The organism is Kitasatospora sp. NPDC059673 (assembly GCF_042734215.1).
Taxonomy (GTDB): domain Bacteria; phylum Actinomycetota; class Actinomycetes; order Streptomycetales; family Streptomycetaceae; genus Kitasatospora.
Map to the genome: position 1 here is coordinate 29931 of NZ_JBHWEN010000002.1, position 19811 is coordinate 49741.

The 19811-nt window shown below is 71.5% G+C and carries 16 protein-coding genes and 1 pseudogene; 10 read left to right on the forward strand and 7 right to left on the reverse strand.

What is annotated here, in order from left to right:
- Positions 1–55: 55 nt before the first annotated feature.
- A pseudogene (locus ACFV18_RS02445) lies at positions 56–494 on the reverse strand (SUKH-3 domain-containing protein).
- Positions 495–796: 302 nt separating this feature from the next.
- On the opposite strand from ACFV18_RS02445, the gene ACFV18_RS02450 reads away from it, so the two are divergent.
- The 4 genes from ACFV18_RS02450 to ACFV18_RS02465 all read left to right on the forward strand — a co-directional run bounded on the left by ACFV18_RS02450 (position 797) and on the right by ACFV18_RS02465 (position 5544).
- On the forward strand, positions 797–1048 hold the full coding sequence (locus ACFV18_RS02450; protein ID WP_380478381.1) for a hypothetical protein: 252 nt from the start codon (positions 797–799) through the stop codon (positions 1046–1048).
- Between the two features lie 760 nt (positions 1049–1808).
- The gene (locus tag ACFV18_RS02455) at positions 1809–2351 is read left to right on the forward strand and encodes a hypothetical protein (RefSeq protein WP_380478383.1); all 543 of its coding nucleotides are present in this window, start codon (positions 1809–1811) and stop codon (positions 2349–2351) included.
- Positions 2352–2417: 66 nt separating this feature from the next.
- Positions 2418–4829 (forward strand): hypothetical protein, encoded by a 2412-nt coding sequence (locus ACFV18_RS02460; protein ID WP_380478385.1) that lies wholly within the window; start codon positions 2418–2420, stop codon positions 4827–4829.
- A 151-nt stretch (positions 4830–4980) separates the two neighbouring features.
- Positions 4981–5544: a hypothetical protein gene (locus tag ACFV18_RS02465; protein ID WP_380478387.1), complete on the forward strand. Its 564-nt coding sequence runs from the start codon at positions 4981–4983 to the stop codon at positions 5542–5544.
- Positions 5545–5559: 15 nt separating this feature from the next.
- On the opposite strand, the gene ACFV18_RS02470 is transcribed toward ACFV18_RS02465, so the two are convergent.
- Positions 5560–6612, reverse strand: coding sequence for a hypothetical protein (locus tag ACFV18_RS02470; protein ID WP_380478389.1), 1053 nt, complete (start codon positions 6610–6612; stop codon positions 5560–5562).
- Positions 6613–6705: 93 nt separating this feature from the next.
- Entirely contained in the window at positions 6706–6939 is a 234-nt protein-coding gene (locus tag ACFV18_RS02475) for a hypothetical protein (RefSeq protein WP_380478391.1), read from the reverse strand.
- A 227-nt stretch (positions 6940–7166) separates the two neighbouring features.
- On the opposite strand from ACFV18_RS02475, the gene ACFV18_RS02480 reads away from it, so the two are divergent.
- From ACFV18_RS02480 to ACFV18_RS02495, 4 genes are all read left to right on the forward strand, one after another.
- Entirely contained in the window at positions 7167–7685 is a 519-nt protein-coding gene (locus ACFV18_RS02480; RefSeq protein ID WP_380478393.1) for a toxin-antitoxin system HicB family antitoxin, read from the forward strand.
- 76 nt (positions 7686–7761) lie between these two features.
- On the forward strand, positions 7762–8607 hold the full coding sequence (locus ACFV18_RS02485; protein ID WP_380478395.1) for a DUF4097 domain-containing protein: 846 nt from the start codon (positions 7762–7764) through the stop codon (positions 8605–8607).
- Between the two features lie 37 nt (positions 8608–8644).
- Positions 8645–9640, forward strand: coding sequence for an ATP-binding cassette domain-containing protein (locus ACFV18_RS02490; protein WP_380478397.1), 996 nt, complete (start codon positions 8645–8647; stop codon positions 9638–9640).
- Complete coding sequence (locus ACFV18_RS02495) at positions 9637–10434, forward strand: ABC transporter permease (protein ID WP_380478399.1); 798 nt, start codon at positions 9637–9639, stop codon at positions 10432–10434. The genes ACFV18_RS02490 and ACFV18_RS02495 overlap by 4 nt, the downstream gene beginning before the upstream one ends.
- Positions 10435–10475: 41 nt before the next feature.
- Here the strand turns inward: ACFV18_RS02495 and ACFV18_RS02500 are convergent, their stop codons facing one another.
- A complete protein-coding gene (locus tag ACFV18_RS02500) occupies positions 10476–12134 on the reverse strand; it encodes an alkaline phosphatase D family protein (RefSeq protein ID WP_380478401.1) in 1659 nt (552 codons plus the stop codon).
- A gap of 290 nt (positions 12135–12424) precedes the next feature.
- Positions 12425–14971, reverse strand: coding sequence for a collagenase (locus tag ACFV18_RS02505; RefSeq protein ID WP_380478403.1), 2547 nt, complete (start codon positions 14969–14971; stop codon positions 12425–12427).
- Positions 14972–15459: 488 nt separating this feature from the next.
- On the opposite strand from ACFV18_RS02505, the gene ACFV18_RS02510 reads away from it, so the two are divergent.
- Complete coding sequence (locus ACFV18_RS02510; RefSeq protein WP_380478405.1) at positions 15460–17364, forward strand: prolyl oligopeptidase family serine peptidase; 1905 nt, start codon at positions 15460–15462, stop codon at positions 17362–17364.
- Positions 17358–17954 carry a GNAT family N-acetyltransferase gene (locus ACFV18_RS02515; RefSeq protein ID WP_380478407.1) on the forward strand — a complete coding sequence of 199 codons (597 nt, stop codon included), beginning with the start codon at positions 17358–17360 and terminating at the stop codon, positions 17952–17954. The genes ACFV18_RS02510 and ACFV18_RS02515 overlap by 7 nt, the downstream gene beginning before the upstream one ends.
- Positions 17955–18051: 97 nt before the next feature.
- Here the strand turns inward: ACFV18_RS02515 and ACFV18_RS02520 are convergent, their stop codons facing one another.
- Both ACFV18_RS02520 and ACFV18_RS02525 read right to left on the reverse strand, forming a co-directional pair.
- On the reverse strand, positions 18052–18930 hold the full coding sequence (locus tag ACFV18_RS02520; protein ID WP_380478409.1) for an aminoglycoside phosphotransferase family protein: 879 nt from the start codon (positions 18928–18930) through the stop codon (positions 18052–18054).
- Positions 18931–18964: 34 nt separating this feature from the next.
- Positions 18965–19606, reverse strand: coding sequence for an HNH endonuclease family protein (locus ACFV18_RS02525; protein ID WP_380478411.1), 642 nt, complete (start codon positions 19604–19606; stop codon positions 18965–18967).
- Positions 19607–19811: the final 205 nt, after the last annotated feature.

Below are 19811 nucleotides of genomic sequence, written 5' to 3' on the forward strand. Positions count from 1 at the left end.
CACCCGTCAGTTGTGGATCACCACGGTCGAACCTACGCCGAACCCGGCACGGCGGTCAGCTCGTTTCCTGAGCGCTGGTTGACGGTCCGTCACGGATCCAGCGGGCGGGGCCGCCGAGGATCAGGTGCTCCATCGCCTGCGGCATCGGCCCGAAACTCGCCGGCCCGCACTCGACCAGGTAGACCTCGCCGGTCTCGTCGATGCCCAGGAAGAACCGGCCGCGGTCGAGTCCGCGTCCGCCGAGCGGGACGATCCACCGCCCGACGGTCTTCCACAGCTCCAGGTACTTGTCCTCCTCCCCCACGGCCAGCTCGGGATCCAGCTCGAACGGTGTGCGCGCAGGTGATTCCGGGCCCGTCGATCTCGACGGCCAGCCCGCCGAACTCTCGCAGGAACGCTTCCGCCGCCGCGTGCAGCTCCACACCCCTGGGCTCGAACAGCTCCCGCCACTGCCCGATCTCCACGGCCCTTCCCGGTGTCCACCCGAAGGCCATCAGCACCCTGGTCACCTCGTCCGGCCATCGGTTCACTCGCCATCCCCCTTGCTCTCAAGACAGTTCACGTTCCCACAGCGCGCATGGGGCGCACTTCGGGCCGGCGCACGCCGGGACGCGGTACTACGTACCACCCGATCGGCCGAGTGGGACCACTCTCGCATCGATCGCGGTCCCATCCGCCCGCCATCATCGTGCCGGTACCCGAACCACCGTGACTGCGACCGGCTTCCAGCCGCCCGCAGTGCGTGCTTGCGCGGTGCCACTCCTCCCGCACGGCCATTCGAAAGGGAATGCGCACGATGAAGTTCCACCACCTCGCCCGCCGGGCCCACTCGATCGCCGCCGCGGTCGTCCTCGCCGTCGGCACCTTCACCGGCGCCTCCCCGGCCCACGCGGCCGACTCCTGCGAGCAGGCCCAGCTGCGCATCTCGCAGGACTTCGATGCCAGCTCCCCCCGTCCGGTCCGAATCCCCGGCAGCGAGTACCGCTCCGCCGCCGCCCACCTGCTCGGCCGCGGCCCCGCCGACCTCACCGGCTGGACCAGCAACTGACCAACCCGCGCCGTCGGCGCTCGAACGGTCGATGCCCGGCGGGCGGAGAGTCGGTTTCTCCACCGCCGGCGCTCCCCTCCCCACCTGCGCCCGCAGGCGACCGCCCGCTCAAGGTCTCCGCCGCGGACCCGTCACCGCCGTCCGCCTGCACAGCATCAGCCCCCCGGAAGCGGGGAGCCGCTGCCCACACACATGGTCGACACCGCACCCCACCCCCGTTGCACCGGATTTGGTCAGGCGGCGGCGTCCACTGAACTCACACGAGCCAATTCCTTGTTCAACCGGTTCCCACACTCCGGCCCGAGAGATTCCAATAATTCGAACATGAGGCTGGTCGACCAGCTCTCCACATCTGCCGCCCCACCCTCTTCGCCGTGCCACACTCCAGCAATGACGATGCGTCGATGGATCCTGGCTCCACTGACGAGCTGGTGCGCGCTTCGACTGGTTCGCGCCAGCGCCGGCATGCTCGACACGGACACCGCGTGGGGAACGGCCCGCATGTGTCTCAACTCTGACGAGCTACCATTCCTCCTATCAATACACGAACCATTTCCGACAGTTCGGCATGCGCAAATTGGCACACCCGAAGGCTGCCGCCGGATCGAAACTCTGACCGATTGATCGACAGATCGAAAAGACGTTCTCCATGTCGGCCGGCTCGGATTCAGCCATTGTCTCGATTTTCCACACGCCACCACCTGCCCCGGCTGTATGAATGTTTCTCCACTGACCAGCTGTCGAAATTCCGGGGGATCCGATGTCCGACGTTCTCAGCCTCGCCGCAGTGGCCGCCACGGCACTCCAGCCGACTTTCACCTTCCTCTACGGGCGCGTTGAGGCACTCCTCGACCGTCATGGGGGGCGCGGAGCCGCCGTCGAACTCACCGCGTCCGACCTGCCGCTCACACTCGTGGGAACCGTCGCTCTGCCGCTGACGGTCAACGACCAGTGCCTGCATGAGCGCGCCGGGCAGCTGCGGATGGCCAGGACGGTACTTGCCCGCTACCAGCAGAATCCGGCCCTGGTCGTACCGGACGACGAAGTGTTGACCGAGGTCCTCGGTCAACTCCGCGCGGCACTGGAGGAGATCTACTCGCACCGCTTCACCTTCACCGGCGAGCAGCGTCCGCACTCCGCCCCCGTGGTCATGCAGCGAATCGACGACCTGGCAGGCGACTTGACGGGCATGCACGCGTCCCGGGCGATCGTTGCCGGAGCGGTCGAGCAGGACGTCAAGACCGTCGGACGCGGCTCGACGGTGATCGGGATGTCCGCCCCCGTGATCGGCGGCGGGGCATGAGGAACTGATCCCCGCCACCCGCGAGCGTCCCCGGCACCACACTCGTCCAGCACCAGGAGATGCGGCATGAACTCCCCCTTCCGATTCCGTGGCCAGGGCCCCGCCGACGATCAGCCGCCCACGCCCGCGCCTCTTCCCGCAGATGCGGCTTCGACGGACGGGCCCGCGGAGGCGGTCGATCTCGGGACCGCCCACCTCCTGGCCCCCGGTCAACACCTGCCACCAGCGACAGCAGTTGCGGAGTTCGACGACGGCGCCGAAGACGAACCGGCGGGCCGCATTACCGCTCAGCACGGCCACCACCGGCCGGTGCCACCCGGCACGCCGGAACAGGATTCCGACAACGAGGTGCCGGAGGAGACCGGATCCCCTGACCGGCACTCGGCCTCCGCAGCGACGGATCCGGCCGAGCACGCTGCACCCGGCGGCACGCACCAGGAAGACCCGGGTGTCCTGCTGCCCGAACAGCCCACCGCCGCCGGGCCGTCGGTCCAACAGAACGTCGGCACGAACTACGGTGTCACCATCGGCGCACAGTTCCAGAACATCATCAATGGCATGCGCACCGTCGAGCTGCGCCCGGGCTGGGTCGACCAGCAGCTCGCGGTCCACGTCCCGCCGAAGAACCTCGACGAGGCGAGAATCAAGCTGCGCGACGAGCACGTCGTCGTACTCATCGGTGAGAACGGTGCAGGACGCGAGGCCGCCGGCCTCTGTCTCCTGCGGGAACTCGGCAAGGACCTCACGTTCAAGCGCTTCCACCGAGAGCCACGGGACCCGTTCTCGCTCGCCGACCTGACAGGCCAACAGAACATCGGCTGGATTCTTGATCTCAGGGCCGAGGGCGACACGGTGGCGGGCGGCTTGGGCTACTCGCTTCAGGACACCGGCACACTCAAGGCCGCGACGTCGTACCTCGTCGTACTGACCAGCCCACAGGTGTGGTCAACCATCAGCGACGGCAGCGACAAGTCCCATGTGCTGATCGAGCCGGCCGACGCTCCGGAGGTCCTCCGGGCCCATCTGGCCTTGGCCGGGTGTCAGGAGCCCGAGCGGTGGATCGGGAATTCGCGGATCGAGCATGCGATCGCCCGTAAGCTTCCGGGCGAGGTGAAGCGCTGGGCCGAGGCCATCGTGACCGAGGAGGCTCGGCCGGCCCCCACGCTGGTTGCCGCGGCAGGCGGTGAACAGGGCGTCGAAGAGTTCAGGGCTCGGGTTGAACGTGTCGTCGAGGCCATGGCCGACTGGCGAAACCAGTTGCTCTCCTGGCACATGGCCCACCCCAACAGTGATCACCGCAACTACCTTCTTGCGGCAGCCGCCATGGACGGCAGTCCGGTCGAGCTGATTTATCACGCCTCGGAGAGCCTCGCCAAAGATCTCGGAGAGGAACCCACGCCGAGGCCGGGCCAGCAGGGGCCGGGCATCATCGAACTCACCCACATGATCGGCGCGGAGCTCTCCGCCGAAGCCACGGTCACGCTGCCCAGCAAGGACTACGCGGAGGCGGTCGTCGAGTACTTCCTGCTGGACCGGGCCCATCTCGTGGACCGCTTCACCGAGTGGACGGCGCACCAGGCCGCCTGCCTGCCTGGCGGTCTCGGCACACAACTCGCCGATCGCGTGGCGGTGTGGGTGATCCGCCACACCCAGAAGAGCCGTTCGGTGAAAGTGCTCAAGGCGGTGGCCACGGTGTGGTCCGCCAGGCCCCTCCTCCGCGGGCACGCCCGCGACCTCCTGTCGATCGCGGCGGTGGACAGCGGGGTCGGTCGTCTGGTGCGCGAGCAGAGTCTCGTCTGGACACGCGACGACAAGGAGCCGGACAGCCTTCGGGCCACCCTGGCCGGTGTGTGCCAGCAGGTGAGCCAGGTCTATCCGAAGGAGGCACTGCTTCGGCTGGGTGAACTGGCCGCTCGTGGCAATACCGCCGTCACCGCCGCGGTGGGTGAAGCGATCAACACCATGTGGGAGCGCCCCGACGAACGCCAGCAGACTCGGAAGGTACTGCGTCAATGGGCCCGTAGCTCCACCGAGTCGCTCCGCCGCTCCAGCAGTCAGGCGTTCCTGTACCTCGCCATCCGCACGGAGGCATGCGGCACGCCGTCCCTGCTCGTCGCAGGTGCCGAGTACGAGGGCAATCTCCCCTGGATCGTCCAAAGTTGGCGCACCGCCCTGGAGAACGACACTGCTCCCGACAACGCGATCGACGCCTTCAAGGTCTGGATGGACCACTCGGCCGCTGAACCGAAGACCCGCGATGCCGTGTTCGACATTCTCGCCCGAGCTGTCCACGACGCGCCCGAGGCAAACAGTGCTGTCCGCTTCCTGAGTCTGAACCGGCTGGCGAGCCACTGGGAACCGTCCGAGCCGAGGAAGCCACTGACCGAACGTGCCCGCTTCCGTGACTCGCTGATCGACTGGGTCAGGGCCGCGGACCCCAGCACCTCACGAACGGACTCCGGTGTTTCGCAGCCGTAGCCGTAGGCTTCGCGACGGGCCCCTCCAGGCCGCCGGCACCGTGCCGAGCTCCGTCGAGTGCTACCGGTTCCACTTCGAAACCACGGGCCATTGGTGCGACTCCCCAGGACCGGATCGCCATCACGACCCCGAGGCTGCTGCGACCGACCACGTGCTCACGGTCATCCGCGAGATCGCCGGCGCTCACTCGACACCGGACGCACTCACGGCGGAGAAGCGCGTCAACTCCCGTCTCGGCATGCCGACTTCGGTGCCTGGCAGGCCGGTCTCCGTCCGCTGGGCATCCGTCCGTCTGTGGGCGACAGCAGAGGACGTCACCCGCGCCGACCGAGCCATGCAGCGCATCCACGAGCACCACCTGAAGGAGGAGCTGCACAGGCGGGAGATGGAGCTCAGCGAGGCCTTCCGGAACGCACTTCGCGTGGATCCCAGCCTGGCGCTCGCCCATCTTGCCCTTCGTCACCCGCAGGGCCTGTCGGCGGACACCATCGAGGTGATCGACCAACTCATCGTCCGAATCGTCTCCTGCGACCCCGGTACCTCGTGGGTCGCAACGGCCAAATTCCTCCACGAACTCGTCCACGACATGAAGCCCGACACAATCGCGCATCTCATCGACGAGCTCGCGTCCCTCGCCGCCCGGTTCGGTCAACCGAAGGCTGCCGCACGCCTGCTGAGCCACCGCCCGCCGCAGGCCGAGACAAGTGGTCGGTGACGCTCCGACGCCCCGTCAGCACCACCCGAACGGCTTCCAGCCCGGGTGGATGGAGCGCACGACCGGGCGCCGGCCTGCGGGGCGGCGGGCCAGCAGGTCGTGGATCAGCCGGTCGTCGAAGTAGGTGCCGGTGCGCCAGGTCGGCAACGGCGGGTCGTCGCGGTCGAGTTCGGCACGCAGTCGGCCGTGGACGCGGACGGCGGACCGCGTGCGCGGGAAGGCGAGGTATCGCCAGACCTCGTGGTCGAGCGGGACGCCGGTGACGCCGGGCGGGGTGGGCCAGGGGCGGCCGGTCTGCGGGTGGCGCGGGACGAGCGCCAGCTCGGGGTGACGGTCCGCCAGGGGGCGGCCGGGGCCGTGCAGGGCGCAGCGTTTCGCGGGCCGGCCGGCGCCGGCCGGGAAGTGGCGCATGGCACGGTCGAAGACGGCGGCGGCCCCGTCGTCGTCGAACACGACGGGCGCGCCATCGGCGGCGAGGGCCAGGTCGACGAGGGTCACGCTCATCTCCTGCTCGCAGCGGTGGCTCCAGCGGCCGCGCGGCTCGATCGGGGGGACGGCGCAGGGCTCGTGGATCAGCTCGTCCCAGTCGGCGACGGGTGGATCGAGGCCGGCAGGGACCGCGCGGACCGCGTCGGGCTCCAGCCAGACGGTCTGCCACACCGAGCAGTCGTCCTCGCGCACGCCGACGGGCTGCTCGCAGTGCGCGCAGGCCAGGTTGGGGCCGTACTGGCCGGTGACGCCGCAGCAGTAGCCGTCGGCGCCGTCGACGATCAGTGTGGTGCCGATGTCGTCGCCGGGTGCCAGCAGGATCCGTCCGGGAGCGCCATCCGACAGGCTGTACACGCGGTCGTAGTAGCCGCGGGCCTCCGCCTCGCCGTCGGCGAGCTCCTCCCAACGCCGCCAGGGCGGGCCTGACGGCTCCGGGTCGACGGCGTAGCCCCCGGCTTCCATCAGGGCGGGCATCCGCAGGCCGTTGCCCACTGGGTGATGGGCGTAGGGCGGGAACCGGACCCTGCTGACCGGCCGGGTGAGTGTGCTCGCGCAGTGCGCGCACGCGAAGTGCTCCAATGGGCACCCTCCTTCGACGACCGGCGCAAGATCGCACACCAACCGGATCGGATGCAAAGGGTTTTCGACCACACATCAGGGCGGCGGCATCGTTCAGCCCTGCTCGCGCAGCGCCCGGTCGACCTGGCCGCGCTCGTAGCCGATCCGGACGATGTCGAACGCGGCGGGACGCGGCCGCTGTTCGGGCGGCAGTGCGAGGTGGGCGTCCACCTGCTGCCGGTCGTAGCCGCGCCGCACCAGGTCGAACGGGGCGGCCGGGCCGTCAACTGCGGCCTCGGCGGGGGCGGTTCGGCGCTGCCACCAGCGGGTGCGGTGCTCCTCGGTCATGGTGGCGGTCCTCCCCTGTCGGCGGTTCCTCCCGGGGATGCTACCCGCCGGGCCGATCGCCACCATGACGCACCATCAGTGGCACCACTTGGCACCATATGGCGCCACCACAGGTTTCCCCGATCCACCAGCTGTCCCCGCTGGTCAGCGCAATCCAAAGCCGGAGAGCAACAGCCGCTCGCCACAAGGGACTTGTCGTGGCATCACTATGGTGCCACCATGGAGCCATGGACCTCACCCCGTATGTCGACAACCTCCGGCGCGAGTTGGCAGTGGCCGCCGAGGCCGGTGGGCCGGAGGCCCGCGAGCTGGCCGACCGGCTGACGGCCCCACTGGAGTCGGCGACCCGGCTGACCATGCTCAACGTGCTCTCCGCCGCAATGGCCGAGGTCACCCGCGAGCTCGCCCCGGGCTCGGTCGACGTACGACTGCGCGGCCTGGACCCGGACTTCGTGGTCACCGCCCCGCCCCCCGAACCCGCACCCGCCGCGCCCGCACCCGCCGCACCCGCACCCATCGGCGACCTGCCCGCCGCCGAGGACGACGGCGGCACCGCCCGGATCAACCTGCGCCTGCCCGCCCAGCTGAAGGCGCGCGCCGAGGAGGCCGCCGCCCGCGAGGGGCTGTCGGTCAACGCCTGGCTGGTGCGGGCGGTGGCCTCCGCCGTCGAGGGCGGGGCCCGTCCGCGCCCGCAGGCGGAGCGTTCGCAGACGTTCGGCCAGAGCTTCACCGGCTGGGTCCGCTGACCTGGCAAGCGCCATCACCCCGACACCCGACGACCGCGCCCCGACGCCTCCGACGACCCCTGAGGACGGTACCGCCATGCCTTCTTTCGACACTCCCGAGCCCATCTCGCTGAACGTCCAGGTGCAGGCGGGCTCGTTGCACGTCATCGCGACCGACCGCACCGACACCGTGGTCGAGGCCCGTCCGCGCGACCCGGACCGGGAGGTGGACGTGCGCGCCGCCGAGCAGACCGGGATCGACTTCGCGGGCGGCGTGCTGACCGTCCGCACCCCCAAGCAGCGCCACCCGCTGGGCCGGACCGGCACGGTGGACGTGTGCGTCGAACTGCCGGCCGGCTCGCACCTGGAGGCGGGCGGCGCGTGGACGCAGGTGATCGGCGAGGGCCGGCTCGGCGAAGTGCGGGTGAAGACCGCCTCCGGCGACGTCCGGCTGGACAGCACCGGACCGCTCCACCTGACGGCCGCGCACGGGTCGGTGACCGTCGAGCAGGTGCGGGGCCGGGCCGAGATCAGCACCAGCTCGGGCAGCGTCCGGGTGGGGCTGCTGGACGGCCCGGCGGTGGTGAAGAACTCCTACGGCAGCACCACGGTCGCGCTCGCCGCCGCCGACCTTCGGGTGAGCGGCGCCCACGGCGACATCACCGTCGAGCGGGCCGAGGCCTCGCTGCGCGCCAGCACCGCCCGGGGCACCCTGCTGGTGGGCGAAGTCGCGCGCGGCAGCGTGCAGTTGGAGACCGGCTTCGGCACCATCGAGCTCGGCGTCCGGGCGGGCACGGCCGCCTGGTTGGACGTCAGCGCACAGCGCGGGCAGGTCCGCAACTCGCTCACCGGCACGGACGCCCCGGAGCGCGGCGAGGAGACCGTCGAGGTCCGCGCCCGCACCCGCTACGGCAACATCGACATCCGTCGCGCCCGCGCCTGACGCCCCGTCAATCTCAACTCACCCACCGGGAGGGCACATGCCCACGTTTGTCATGCCCGCGCCCAGGAAGGCGCCGAGCGGCCCCGCCATCACCGTGATCGGCCTGCGCAAGTCGTACGGGAAGAAGACCGTCCTCGACGGCATCGACCTCACCATCCCCACCGGCACGGTGTTCGCCCTGCTCGGACCGAACGGCGCGGGCAAGACCACCACGGTGGAGATCCTCTCCACGCTGGTCGGCGCCGACGGCGGCCAGGCGCAGATCGCCGGCCACGACCTGGCCACCGACCCGGACGGGGTGCGCTCGGCGATCGGGGTCACGGGGCAGTTCGCCGCCCTGGACGACCTGCTCACCGCCGAGGAGAACCTCCTCCTGATGGCCGACCTGCTGCGCCTGCCCCGGGCTCAAGGACGCGCCCGGGCAAGGGAGTTGCTCCAGCTCTTCGACATCGCGGAGGCGGCCGGCAAACGCGCCGCGGCCTTCTCCGGCGGGATGCGCCGCCGGCTCGACCTGGCCATGACGCTGGTCGGCGACCCGCAGGTGATCTTCCTGGACGAGCCCACCACCGGCCTCGACCCGCGCAGCCGCCGCACCATGTGGGACACCGTGCGCGGCCTGGTCGCCCGCGGCACCACCGTCTTCCTGACCACCCAATACCTGGAGGAGGCCGACCAACTGGCGGACCGGATCGCCGTCCTGGACGGCGGCCGGATCGTCGCCGAGGGCAGCCCCGACGAACTGAAGTCCCGCATCCCCGGCAGCCACGTCCGCCTGCGCTTCGCCGACCCGGCCGGATACGCCCGCGCCTGCGCCGCGTTCCCGCGCGCGGGCCGCGACGAGGAGAACCTCGCCCTGCGCATCGCCGGCGACGCCGGGCTGGACGCCCTGCGCGCCGTGATCGACCGGCTGGACGCGGCCGGGGTCCCCGCCGCCGACTTCTCCGTGCACACCCCGGACCTGGACGACGTCTTCCTCGCCCTGACCGGCACCGCCACCACATCCCGTCTCGCCACCGAGGAGACCCCACGATGAGCAGCACCCTCGCCCTCGCCGCGCGCGACTCGATGACCATGCTGCGCCGCAACCTCAAGCACGCGGCCCGCTACCCGGCACTCTCGTTCAGCTCGGCGATGACGCCGATCCTGATGCTGCTGCTGTTCGTCTACGCCTTCGGCGACTCGATCGGCGCCGGGCTGGGCTCCGGCCCCGGCGGCGGGCGCGACGCGTACCTCGCCTACCTGACGCCCGGCATCGTGGTGATGGGCGTGGCGGCGGGCTCGATGACCACCTCGGTCGCGATCTGCTCCGACATGACGGGCGGCATCATCAACCGCTTCCGCACCATGAACATCACCCGGTCCTCGTTCATGACCGGCCATGTGATCGGCAGCGTGCTCCAGACCGTGCTCAGTGTGGTGCTGGTGGTCGCGGTGGCACTGGCGGTCGGCTACCGGTCGCACGCGGGCGTGCTGGCGTGGCTGGCGGCGCTCGGGCTGATCCTCGCGATCGCGGTCGCCGTGACCTGGCTGTCGGTGGCGCTCGGGCTGATCTCGAAGACCGTGGAGTCGGCCAGCAACAAGCCGCTGCTGATCCAGTTCCTGCCGTTCCTGGGCTCGGCGTTCGTACCGGCCGACTCGATGGCGCCGGGGCTGCGCCTGTTCGCCGAGTACCAGCCGTTCACCCCGATGACGGAGACCCTGCGCGGCCTGCTGTCCGGGACGGCGATCGGCTCCAGCGGCTGGCTGGCGCTGGCCTGGTGCGCGGGCATCGGCGCGGTCGGCCACCTGTGGTCGCGCTCGCTGTTCAACCGCAGCACCACCCGCTGAGGCGGCGGCCTGACGAACCGTCAGGCCGCCTGCGGTGTCCGTCAGTTGATCGGAGCGTGGACCCGCTCGATCTGCTGGGTGCCGGAGCGCGTGCGGTAGGAGCGGCTCCACTTGGTGGTGGCGTCGGGCTTGGTGCGGTCGGACAGGACGTAGTAGTCCATCTGCGCCCGCTCGGCGGTGATGTCGAGGACGCCGTAGCCGTGCGAGTCCAGGTCGGTCCACTTGACGTGCCGGTTGGACGACTGGATCGCGGCGGAGGCCACCAGGGACAGGGTCTGCGGGGCGACCTTGAGAATGTCGTCGATGTTGTCGGAGGTGACCGAGGTGACCACGAACTCGGTGGCGGCGCTGCCGGAGGCCGGGTAGGTGGCAGCCTCGAAGGGCACGTCGCAGGCCCAGGCGGAGTGGATGTCGCCGGTGAGGAACACCGTGTTGGTGATGTGGTGGTCCTTCAGGTGGCCGAGCAGCTCGCGCCGGTCGTGGGTGTAGCCGTCCCACTGGTCGGGGTTGACGGCCAGTCCCTCGCCGGGCAGGCCGAGCAGCTGGGCGAGCGGGCGCAGCAGGTAGTCCGGCAGCGCCAGGAAGGCGACGGGCGAGATCATCACCTCGTTGCCGACCAGCCGCCACGTGGTGTCGGAGGCGGCCAGTCCGGCCTTCAGCCAGTCGAGTTGGGCCCGGCCGGTGATGGTGCGGTCGGCGGAGTCGATGTCGCCGTTGCCGATGGCGGCCTGCTGCGAGCGGAACGAGCGCAGGTCGAGCAGGTGCAGGTCGGCGAGTTTGCCGTAGCGCAGCCGCCGGTAGGTGGTGCCGGCGATGGACGGGCGGACCGGCATCCACTCGAAGTAGGCCTGCTTCGCCCCGGCGACCCGGGCGCTCCAGTCGCCCTCGGCGCCGGGGGTGTGGTTCTCGGCGCCGCCGGACCAGGCGTCGTTGGCGAACTCGTGGTCGTCCCAGATCGCGATGGTGGGGACGGCGGCGTGCAGCGCCTGGAGGTCCGGGTCGGTCTTGTAACGGCCGTGCCGGGTGCGGTAGTCGGCGAGTGTGAGGATCTCGTGCGCGGGGGCGTGCGGGCGCACCACGGTGCCGCGGGTGCCGTAGGCGCCGGAGGCGTACTCGTAGATGTAGTCGCCGAGGAACAGGAAGACGTCGAGGTCGCCGCGGGCGGCCAGGTGGCGGTAGGCGGAGAAGTAGCCGGCCTCCCAGTTGGCGCAGGACGCGACGCCCAGGCGCAGCCGGTCCACGGCGGCGTCGGTGGCGGGGGCGGTGCGGGTGCGGCCGAGGGGCGAGACGGTGTCGCCGGCCAGGAAGCGGTACCAGTAGGCGGTGTCGGGGCGCAGGCCGCGGACGTCCGCCTTGACGGTGTGGTCGGTGGCGGCGGTGGTGGTGACGGTGCCTTGGGCGACGACGGTGGTGAAGGCGCGGTCGGTGGCGAGCTGCCACTGGACGGCGGTGTCGGGCCCGAGTCCGGAGCCGGGCACGGCGTTGGCCGCGGGGGTGACCCGGGTCCACAGCAGGATGCCGTCGGGCAGCGGGTCACCGGAGGCGACGCCGTGCAGGAACTGGGCCCCGTCGGTGGCGGCTGCGCTGCCGGCGGTGGCGGTGAGCGGCAGGGCGAGGGCCCCGGCGGTGAGGGCGGCCGCCTGGATGACCTGGCGGCGCGCTGGGCGGGCGGTGGGCGCGGTGGCGGTGGGTTCGGTCACACCACCTGAGATTCACCGACGGGTAATGGCTTGTCCAGAGCCCGAGTTGACTATTCGTCAAGCCTTCACCGCGATATCGCCAAGGCGCTCGGGTCGCCCGCGATTCGTCCGGGGGCCGTACGCCTGGGGGCCGGGCCGGTGGCCTGGTGCAACGACGGCAGACCGGCGCCGGCCCCGCCTCCGTGCGTCCCGACCGGCCACTGCGCCCCGCTCCGGCCGGGTGGCCGGAGCGGGGCGCCCCTTGGACGGCGCGGTGGCCGTGTCGGGTGTCGGTGGTGGTGCGGGCGGGGTCAGTACTGGGTGGTGACGGTGACTCCGCTGAAGGCGGTCTTGCCGTAGAGGCTGATGTAGCGGTAGCCGGCGGTGGGGTTGGTGACGGTGATGCTCTGGCCGCCGGTGGTCTTCGTGGAGGAGGCGGTCCAGGCGGTGTCGGAGGCCCAGGTGTCGGCGTTGTAGTAGAGGTAGGCGGTGCCGGTGCCGCCGGTGGTGGTGATGTTGAGGGTGACGGTGCCGGCCGGCATGTAGATGTACATGCGGTCGAGGCCGCCCGCGTCGGCGGACCGGTCGGCGCGGAAGCAGTTGCGGTCCAGGGCGCGGGTGTCGCTGCCGGTGCAGGCGGTGGGCGCGGCGGGCGCGGTGATGGTGACGGGCTTGCTGGTGGTGGCGCTCTTGCCGTTGCTGTCGGTGACGGTCAGCGTGACGGTGTAGGTGCCGGGGGTGGTGTAGGCCTTCCAGGGGGAGGCGCTGGTGGAGGTGGTGCCGTCGCCGAAGTTCCAGGAGCGGGTGCTGATGGTGCCCTTGCCGCCGGTGACGGTGGAGCGGTCGGTGAGCTGCGCGGTCAGGCCGGTGGTGGTCGCGTCGAACGCGGCGACCGGGGTGCCTGCGGTCAGGCAGGTGTCGGTGGCGCAGGTGTCGAGCCAGGAGGCGAAGCCCGGGTCGTAGGAGGTGCCGAGGGCGTTGTAGTAGCCGTAGCCGCGGGCGTAGTCGCCGAGGCGGAAGTAGTAGAGCATGCCCTGGATGACGGTCGGGTAGCGCTCGAACATGTGGCGCGTCGCCAGGTAGCCCCAGGCGTAGGTGCGGGTGGTGTCGCTGTTGCGGTAGGTGCTCTGGAACAGGGTGCTCAGCGCGTAGGTGTGCTTGGGTGCCTCGCCGACGGCGAAGGCGTCGGTGAGGCCGCGGTAGGTGTAGGAGACGTACTCGGCGAAGCCCTCGAGCCACCACAGGTTGGGGACGCTGGTCTGCTGGTTGAAGCCGCCCTTGAAGTTGTAGCGGGCGTCCAGGACGTGCGCGTACTCGTGGTTGAGGTTCCAGATCCGGGCGGTGAAACCGTTGTCGGTGGGGTGGCGGTACATGATCGTGACGGGCTGGTTGGCCGGGTCGGTCGGGTCGCCGGTGAGGGTGATGCCGCCGTTGTTGGTGTTGGCGCCGTAGATCGCGCCGGCGTAGGTCCGGTAGTCGGCCTGGCTGGCGAACACCACGATCTGGACGGTGGACTCGTACTGGCCGGGGACGGGGCCGTTGTCCCGGATCAGGTTGTGGACGAAGGCGTCCTCACGGGTCAGGTCGGCGCAGACGGCGGCGAGCTCGGCCGGGGTGAGGTCCTGGGCCAGGATGGTGCGGGCGGCGTCGCACTTGTAGGTGGTGGGCAGGACGGCGGCGGTGAGGCGCTTGGCCAGGTCGCAGATGCCGTAGTAGGAGCACTGGTCGTGGTCGAGGAAGTCGGTCATGTTGGCGGTGGACACCCAGAGGGGGGCGGTGGGTCCGGTCATCGCCGAGCCGTCGAGAAGTTCCTTGGCCATCGGGCGGACCTTGGCCTGGAAGGCCGGGTACTTGACGAAGCGGGCAAGTTCGAAGCCCGCGTTGGCGTCGAGGAAGGCGTTGTCGGTGCCGAGCAGGTCGCGGTGGGCGAGGGCGAAGGCGTCGAGCGTGTCGATGATGCCGGGGTCCGCGGTGACGGCGGCGACGAAGTCCGGGTGGTCGTGGCCGCGGTCCAGTGAGGTGAAGACGCTGTTGACGAAGGTCAGCAGGTCCCGGGACTTGTTGTACGAGGCGTTGTAGCCGTTGAGGATCTGCTTGTAGGTGTTGAGGTAGCGGGCCTGCAGGCCGGCGCTGTCGGTGAGGATGACGACGTCGTTGGCGACCTGGCCGTTGGCCTCGGCGGCGTCGGTCAGGTGCGGACTGGCGACGAAGCTGTCGATGCCGCGCGTCACCGCTGCGGTGAGGGAACTGTCGTAGGCCGGGATGTTCTTCGGGTAGTTCGACTGCACGTAGTAGCCCGCGCGCAGGAACAGGACGAGCTGCCACAGGGAGGTGGAGTTGTCGCCCGAGTAGGTCGCGGAGGCGCTCTGGAAGGCGTCGGCGACGGTGGCCATCTGGCTCTGACGGTAGACCGCCGCCCCGTCCGCTCCGGACATCATGAACAGGCTGCCGATGCACTTCGGGGTGGATGCCTTGATGTACGACACCAGGGCCGTGCCGGTGCGGGAGCTGTAGTCCGCCGGGGAGCAGGACTGGGCCGCGGTCGCGTCCGCGCCGCCGGACGCGGCCAGGGCCTTCGGGGCCTTGGCGGGGGCGGAGGTCGTCGTGCCGGGGGCGGTGGCCTCGGACGGGTTCGGCGGGCTCAGCGGCAGCAGCTGGGTCGGGGCGAGCCGGCGGGCCTGCGGGGCGGCGTTCTCGCTGCCGGGGTCGATGCTGCTGCCGGTCACCTGCCCCGGGGCGACGGTGTCCTGGTCGGCGCGGGCGACGGGCGGCTTGGCGGGGACGGCGGCCGCGCCGGGGGCGGCCGCCAGCCCGAGGAGGGTGGTGCCGGCCGCTATCGCGGCCAGGAGCCTGGGCATGCGGGTATGCAGGCGCACAGTCGGTCGTCCTTTGTGGGGGGAGGTGACAGGGGGGCGCGCCTTGGCCAGGCGGTGAGGGGCCGCAAAGCGGGCGCGCGCACGCATGCTTCCACGTCATCTGACCGTCATTCAATAGCATGTGACATGTCATCTGACGTTGACTGGCCATAACATCGCTGCCCACCACCCTGCGGCCCACGGGCGGTGCTCGGCGCCGACCACCGCCCGCGGATCCGCCAAGTTCCGGGCGCCGCTGACCCGTTGGTGCGACAGTATGTCCGCCTGCCGTCCTGACGAGCGAAGGGCGGTCCGCATGCCGCTCCCCGCACCGCCCGAGCCGCCCGCACCGACCGAGCCGCTCACCGCCGAACTGGTGGTGGCCCGGGGCGTCGCCGACCCCGAACGTCTGGGAATCTCCGGCTGGAGCCACGGGGGGCTTCCTCGCGGCCTGGGCGGCAGGCCGTTCGGACCGGTTCAAGGCCGCCGTCATGGGTGCGGGCATCAGCGACTGGGGCATGCAGGCCGGGACGGGCGACTGGGGAATCCTCGACGCGGCACTCGGCGGCAGCACCGGCTGGGAGGGCCCGGGACCGCACGTCCACGACCGCAACAGCCCCATCTCCTACGCCTCCCGGATCCGCACCCCGATCCTGATCCTGCACGGCGAGGAGGACACCAACGTCCCGCTGAGCCAGGCGATCCACTTCCACCGCGCCCTGCGCCACGCCGGAGTGGAGCACGAGTTCGTCGTCTACCCCCGCGAGGGCCACGGCCTCGACGAGCGCGCCCACCAACTCGACGCCCTGCGCCGCATCCGCGCCTGGTTCGCCCGCTGGCTGCAGGCCCGGCCCGGGCCTGCGGACCCACCCGTCACCGGCACCACGACCACCGGCCGACGGCCCGTCAACGCAGCGCGCCCCCTCGTACGGGTGAGGTCGCGGGCGGCGCGCGCCCCGCACCAGTGGGTTCGTGACGGGGCGGCGCCGGGGCCTCGCGGGGACTCCCATAATCACCTGGTGATCACATCCTGTGACGAAGCGATCGACCGGCTGCGGGCAGTCCCCGGGCTCTCGGTCTGCCCCCGCCCCCTGCTCGCGCTGCCCCTGCTGCGCACCGGGTGCCTGTCCGCCGTGCTCAGTGTCGAGGCCCCGGATGCGGGCTGGGAGGGCGAGTTCGGCGCCGAGTTCCACGCGCTGGAGGCGACCACCGGGCAGCGCGACCACACCGCGATGGGCACCGGGATCCACGACTTACTCCGTGCGCTCGCGCGAAGCGGTGAACGGCCGAGGCTGGGCCGGGAGTTGGCGCTGCTGCCGTATCAGGCGTTCCAGCCGCACTGGCGCACCGCGCTTGCGGAGCTCGGCACCCGGCTGGTGGAGCCCACGCAGTCGGTCTCGCTGGCGGGCCTGCAGGACAAGACCGCGCAGCGGACATGGCTGCGGTCGGTGGGGGCGAACACGCCGCCCGACGCGGTGGTCGGCACCCTCGACCACCAGCAGCTGCGGCGCCGCTTCGGCCGTACCTACGTCGTGCAGGCGCCCCGGGGCTCCGGCGGGAAGGGAACACACCTGGTCACCGACGAGGCGGACCTGCTGCCCCTGCACGCGGGGCCCGGGCCGTGGCTGGTGAGCGGGTACGTCGAGGGCCCTCCGGTCAACGTCCACGGCCTGGTCTCGGTGGACGGCACGGTGCGAATCCTGCGCCCGTCCGTCCAGCTGACCCGGGTCGAGGGCGTCGGCGCGGCCTTCGGCGCCTACTCCGGCTGCGACTTCGCGGCACCCGCCCTGCTCCCGCCACGCGCCCTCGCCCGGGCCGTCGAGCAGACCCGGCGGGTCGGCACGGCGCTCGCGGGTCTCGGCTACCGGGGGCTGTTCGGCGCCGATCTCGTCCTCGACGGGCCGGACGATGCGCTGCTGCTCGAAGTCAACTCCCGTATGCAGGGCTCCACTTGGCTGCTGGGTGAGATCGAACTCGCCCAGCACGCGCTGCCCGCCGCGCTGCGCCACGCGCTGGAGCGCCACGGCCACCCCACCGGCGGCGAGCCCGTCCTGGACGCCGCCGACGGCTGTCAGCTGGTGGTCCGGCACACCGGCGGCCCGGTACGGGTGGCCGCCGCGCCGACCGGCGGACTGCACCGGCTCAAGGACGGGCGGCTCCAGCGCTGCGGCGACGGATTCGGCCTGCTGGAGTGCGGGCCCGACGACTGCGTGCTGCTCCAACTCCCGGCCACCGGTACAGTGTTGCAGCCCGACGTACCGATCGCCAGGCTCGTCACCCGCTACTCGCTGACCGGCCCGGACGGGTCCGGGCTCACCCCGCAGGGGCGGCAACTGGTCGAGGCCCTGTACACGGGCTTCGTCCTGGAGCCGGCCCAGGTCGGTGCGCCGTGCTGACGGCGCCCTTCCCGCTGTACCTCCGCGCGGCGGTCGCGGCCGACCTGGAGCGACTGGCCGACCTGCGTGGCGCCGCCGCCGACTGGATCGCCCGTGTGCACGGCTCGCCGCAGTGGTCGGACCCGTACAACGCCCGGCGCGGTCTGGCCCGGATCGGCCGGGGCGCCACGGTGGTGGCGATACCGGAACCCGACGGCGAGGCGATCGCCACGCTCACCCTCCGGCCGGCGGCCGGCTCCGGGCTGTGGACCGCGGAGGAACGGTCCTGCCCGGCAGGCTACTTGAGCGGCTTCGTGGTGGACCGCCGGTACGCCGGGCGCAGCGTCGGCACGCGGCTGCTCGACTGGGCGCGGTGGCGGGCCGCCCGCGCGGGCGCCCTGGTGCTGCGGGCGAACGTGTGGAGCGACAACACGTCCCTGCACGCCTACTACCGCGCCCACGGCTGGCACTCGGTGCGCACCGTCGCCGGCAGCCGCAGCGGGAGCCTGTTCGAACTGCCCTTGCGTCCGCCGCCGCCACCTCCGCCGCAGGTCCACGAGCTGGGCGGCCTCCAGGTACTGCGGGGACCGAAGACCGGCCCAACTCCCTGACCAGCCGCGCGAGTCAACTCGGGTGGGGAGCGGGCGCCGACTCGGGGGTGTTGCCACCTCCTGACAGCGGGGACGCTGAACTCTCCGGCGCCGTCCGCTACTTCAGCACCGCTCGGAGGGTGCGTGCGCCGACGCCGCGCATCAGCGGGTTGTCCGCCGAGTGGGAGAGGAACACCAGGGCCAGCGCGAGCGCCCACCCGCGGGCCCGCTCCCACGCCGCGTCGTCCGCCCGGCCGTAGGCCTGTCGGAGGGCGGCGCGCTGCTGCGGGGTGAACAGCATCCAGGCCACGGACAGGTCGGTCGCGGGGTCGCCGCCGGTGAGGTCGCCGAAGTCGATCACGGCGCTGATCCGGCCGCGGTGGACCAGGATGTTGGCCGGGTGCAGGTCCCCGTGCAGCCACAGCGGCGGCCCGTCCCACCCGGGCGTGGCGGCGGCGGCTTCCCAGATCCGCCGTGCGGTGGTGCGGTCGGCCGGGCCGAGGTGTGCGAGCCCGGCCTGGACGCCCTCGGCGCGCGCGGCCAGTGCGATCCCGCGAAACGCGTTGACGGGTGCTTCCGTCGGGGCCGGGGTGTGCAGCGCGGCGAGAAAGCCGCCGAGCGCCGTCGCGGCCGACCAGGGGTCGTCGGGCTCCGCCTGCGCCGCGATCCGGCCGGGGAAGTACGGCACCACGCTCCACGCCCACGGGTACTCCTCCGTCGGCCGCCCGACCCGCACCGGCGCCGGCACGGGCAGCGGCAGCCGTCCGGCCAACTCCGGTAGCCAGCGCTGCTCGTGGGCCACCAGCCCGGCTGCGGCGGCGCGCCGCGGCAGCCGGACCAGGAACTCCTCGCCGAGCCGGCACACCAGATTGTCCCAGCCGTTGGCCAGCACCTCGATGGGCAGGCCCGCCAGGTCGGGGTGCTGCCCGTCGAGCAGACGGCGCACCAGCTCGACGGAGACGGAGACCTCGGCAGCGGGCATGCGGTGGGCTGTCACAGCGAGAACCCTACGAGCAACAGCCGTCGGACGGTCAGCAGCCGGCCAGGACGTTGGTCAGGGCCGTCTTCTCGGCGGCATCGACAGACAGGTTGTAGGAGTACTTCACCTGCACCCAGGCGCGGACGTAGGTGCAGCGGTAGCCGGTGACGGGCGGCAGCCACTCGGCCGGGTCCTTGTCGCCCTTGGAGCGGTTGGTGCTGGCGCTGACGGCGAGCAGCTGGGGGCGGGTGACGTCGTTGGCGAAGGCCTGGCGCTGGGCGGTGGTCCAGGCGGAGGCCCCGGAGTCCCAGGCCTCGGCGAGCGGGACGATGTGGTCGATGTCCAGGCCGGAGGCCGAGGTTATGGTGACGCCGTCATAGGGAGACACCCAGGTGCCGGAGGTGGCGGCGCAGCTGGCGTCGGTGACCACGTTGGAGCCGTCGCGCTTGAGGACGGTCTCGCGGGTGTTGCAGGTGCCGGAGATGGTGATCCAGGTGGGGAAGAGGTCGCGGCTGTACCCGGTGCGGTCCTCTGCCTGGACGGTGAGTTGGGCCAGGTAGCCGCGTGCGGTGGCGGCGGAGACCGGGGTGGGCAGCGCGGCTTCGGCGGTGCCGGCGTTGACCGTGAGAACACCGGCGGCGAGGGCCGCGGTGGCGGCGAGGGTGGCGAAGCGGCTGAGGAAACGATTCGTCACGGCGGAGAACTCCTGAACTCGGCGGCGGGGCAGGGGTGCAGTGCCGAGCCAGCGTGCCAGCCCGCGGTCTATGCGGGTAGATCCTCCGTCGTGAAGATTGCATTACCGTCTGATGGCCATACCGGCCGCCAATGTGAAGGTTCATCATCAACGGCCGTGCGGGCGGCCCCTGGCGACCGGGCCGCCGTTCACCGCCCTCGGGCCG

Bases quoted from the DNA above. Each gene is read 5' to 3' on its own strand.
- ACFV18_RS02480 (WP_380478393.1), top strand. From the start codon at position 7,167: ATGGACCTCACCCCGTATGTCGACAACCTCCGGCGCGAGTTGGCAGTG.
- ACFV18_RS02490 (WP_380478397.1), top strand. From the start codon at position 8,645: ATGCCCACGTTTGTCATGCCCGCGCCCAGGAAGGCGCCGAGCGGCCCC.
- ACFV18_RS02485 (WP_380478395.1), top strand. From the start codon at position 7,762: ATGCCTTCTTTCGACACTCCCGAGCCCATCTCGCTGAACGTCCAGGTG.
- ACFV18_RS02510 (WP_380478405.1), top strand. From the start codon at position 15,460: ATGGGTGCGGGCATCAGCGACTGGGGCATGCAGGCCGGGACGGGCGAC.
- ACFV18_RS02475 (WP_380478391.1), bottom strand. From the start codon at position 6,939: ATGACCGAGGAGCACCGCACCCGCTGGTGGCAGCGCCGAACCGCCCCC.
- ACFV18_RS02455 (WP_380478383.1), top strand. From the start codon at position 1,809: ATGTCCGACGTTCTCAGCCTCGCCGCAGTGGCCGCCACGGCACTCCAG.
- ACFV18_RS02450 (WP_380478381.1), top strand. From the start codon at position 797: ATGAAGTTCCACCACCTCGCCCGCCGGGCCCACTCGATCGCCGCCGCG.
- ACFV18_RS02495 (WP_380478399.1), top strand. From the start codon at position 9,637: ATGAGCAGCACCCTCGCCCTCGCCGCGCGCGACTCGATGACCATGCTG.
- ACFV18_RS02505 (WP_380478403.1), bottom strand. From the start codon at position 14,971: ATGCCCAGGCTCCTGGCCGCGATAGCGGCCGGCACCACCCTCCTCGGG.
- ACFV18_RS02460 (WP_380478385.1), top strand. From the start codon at position 2,418: ATGAACTCCCCCTTCCGATTCCGTGGCCAGGGCCCCGCCGACGATCAG.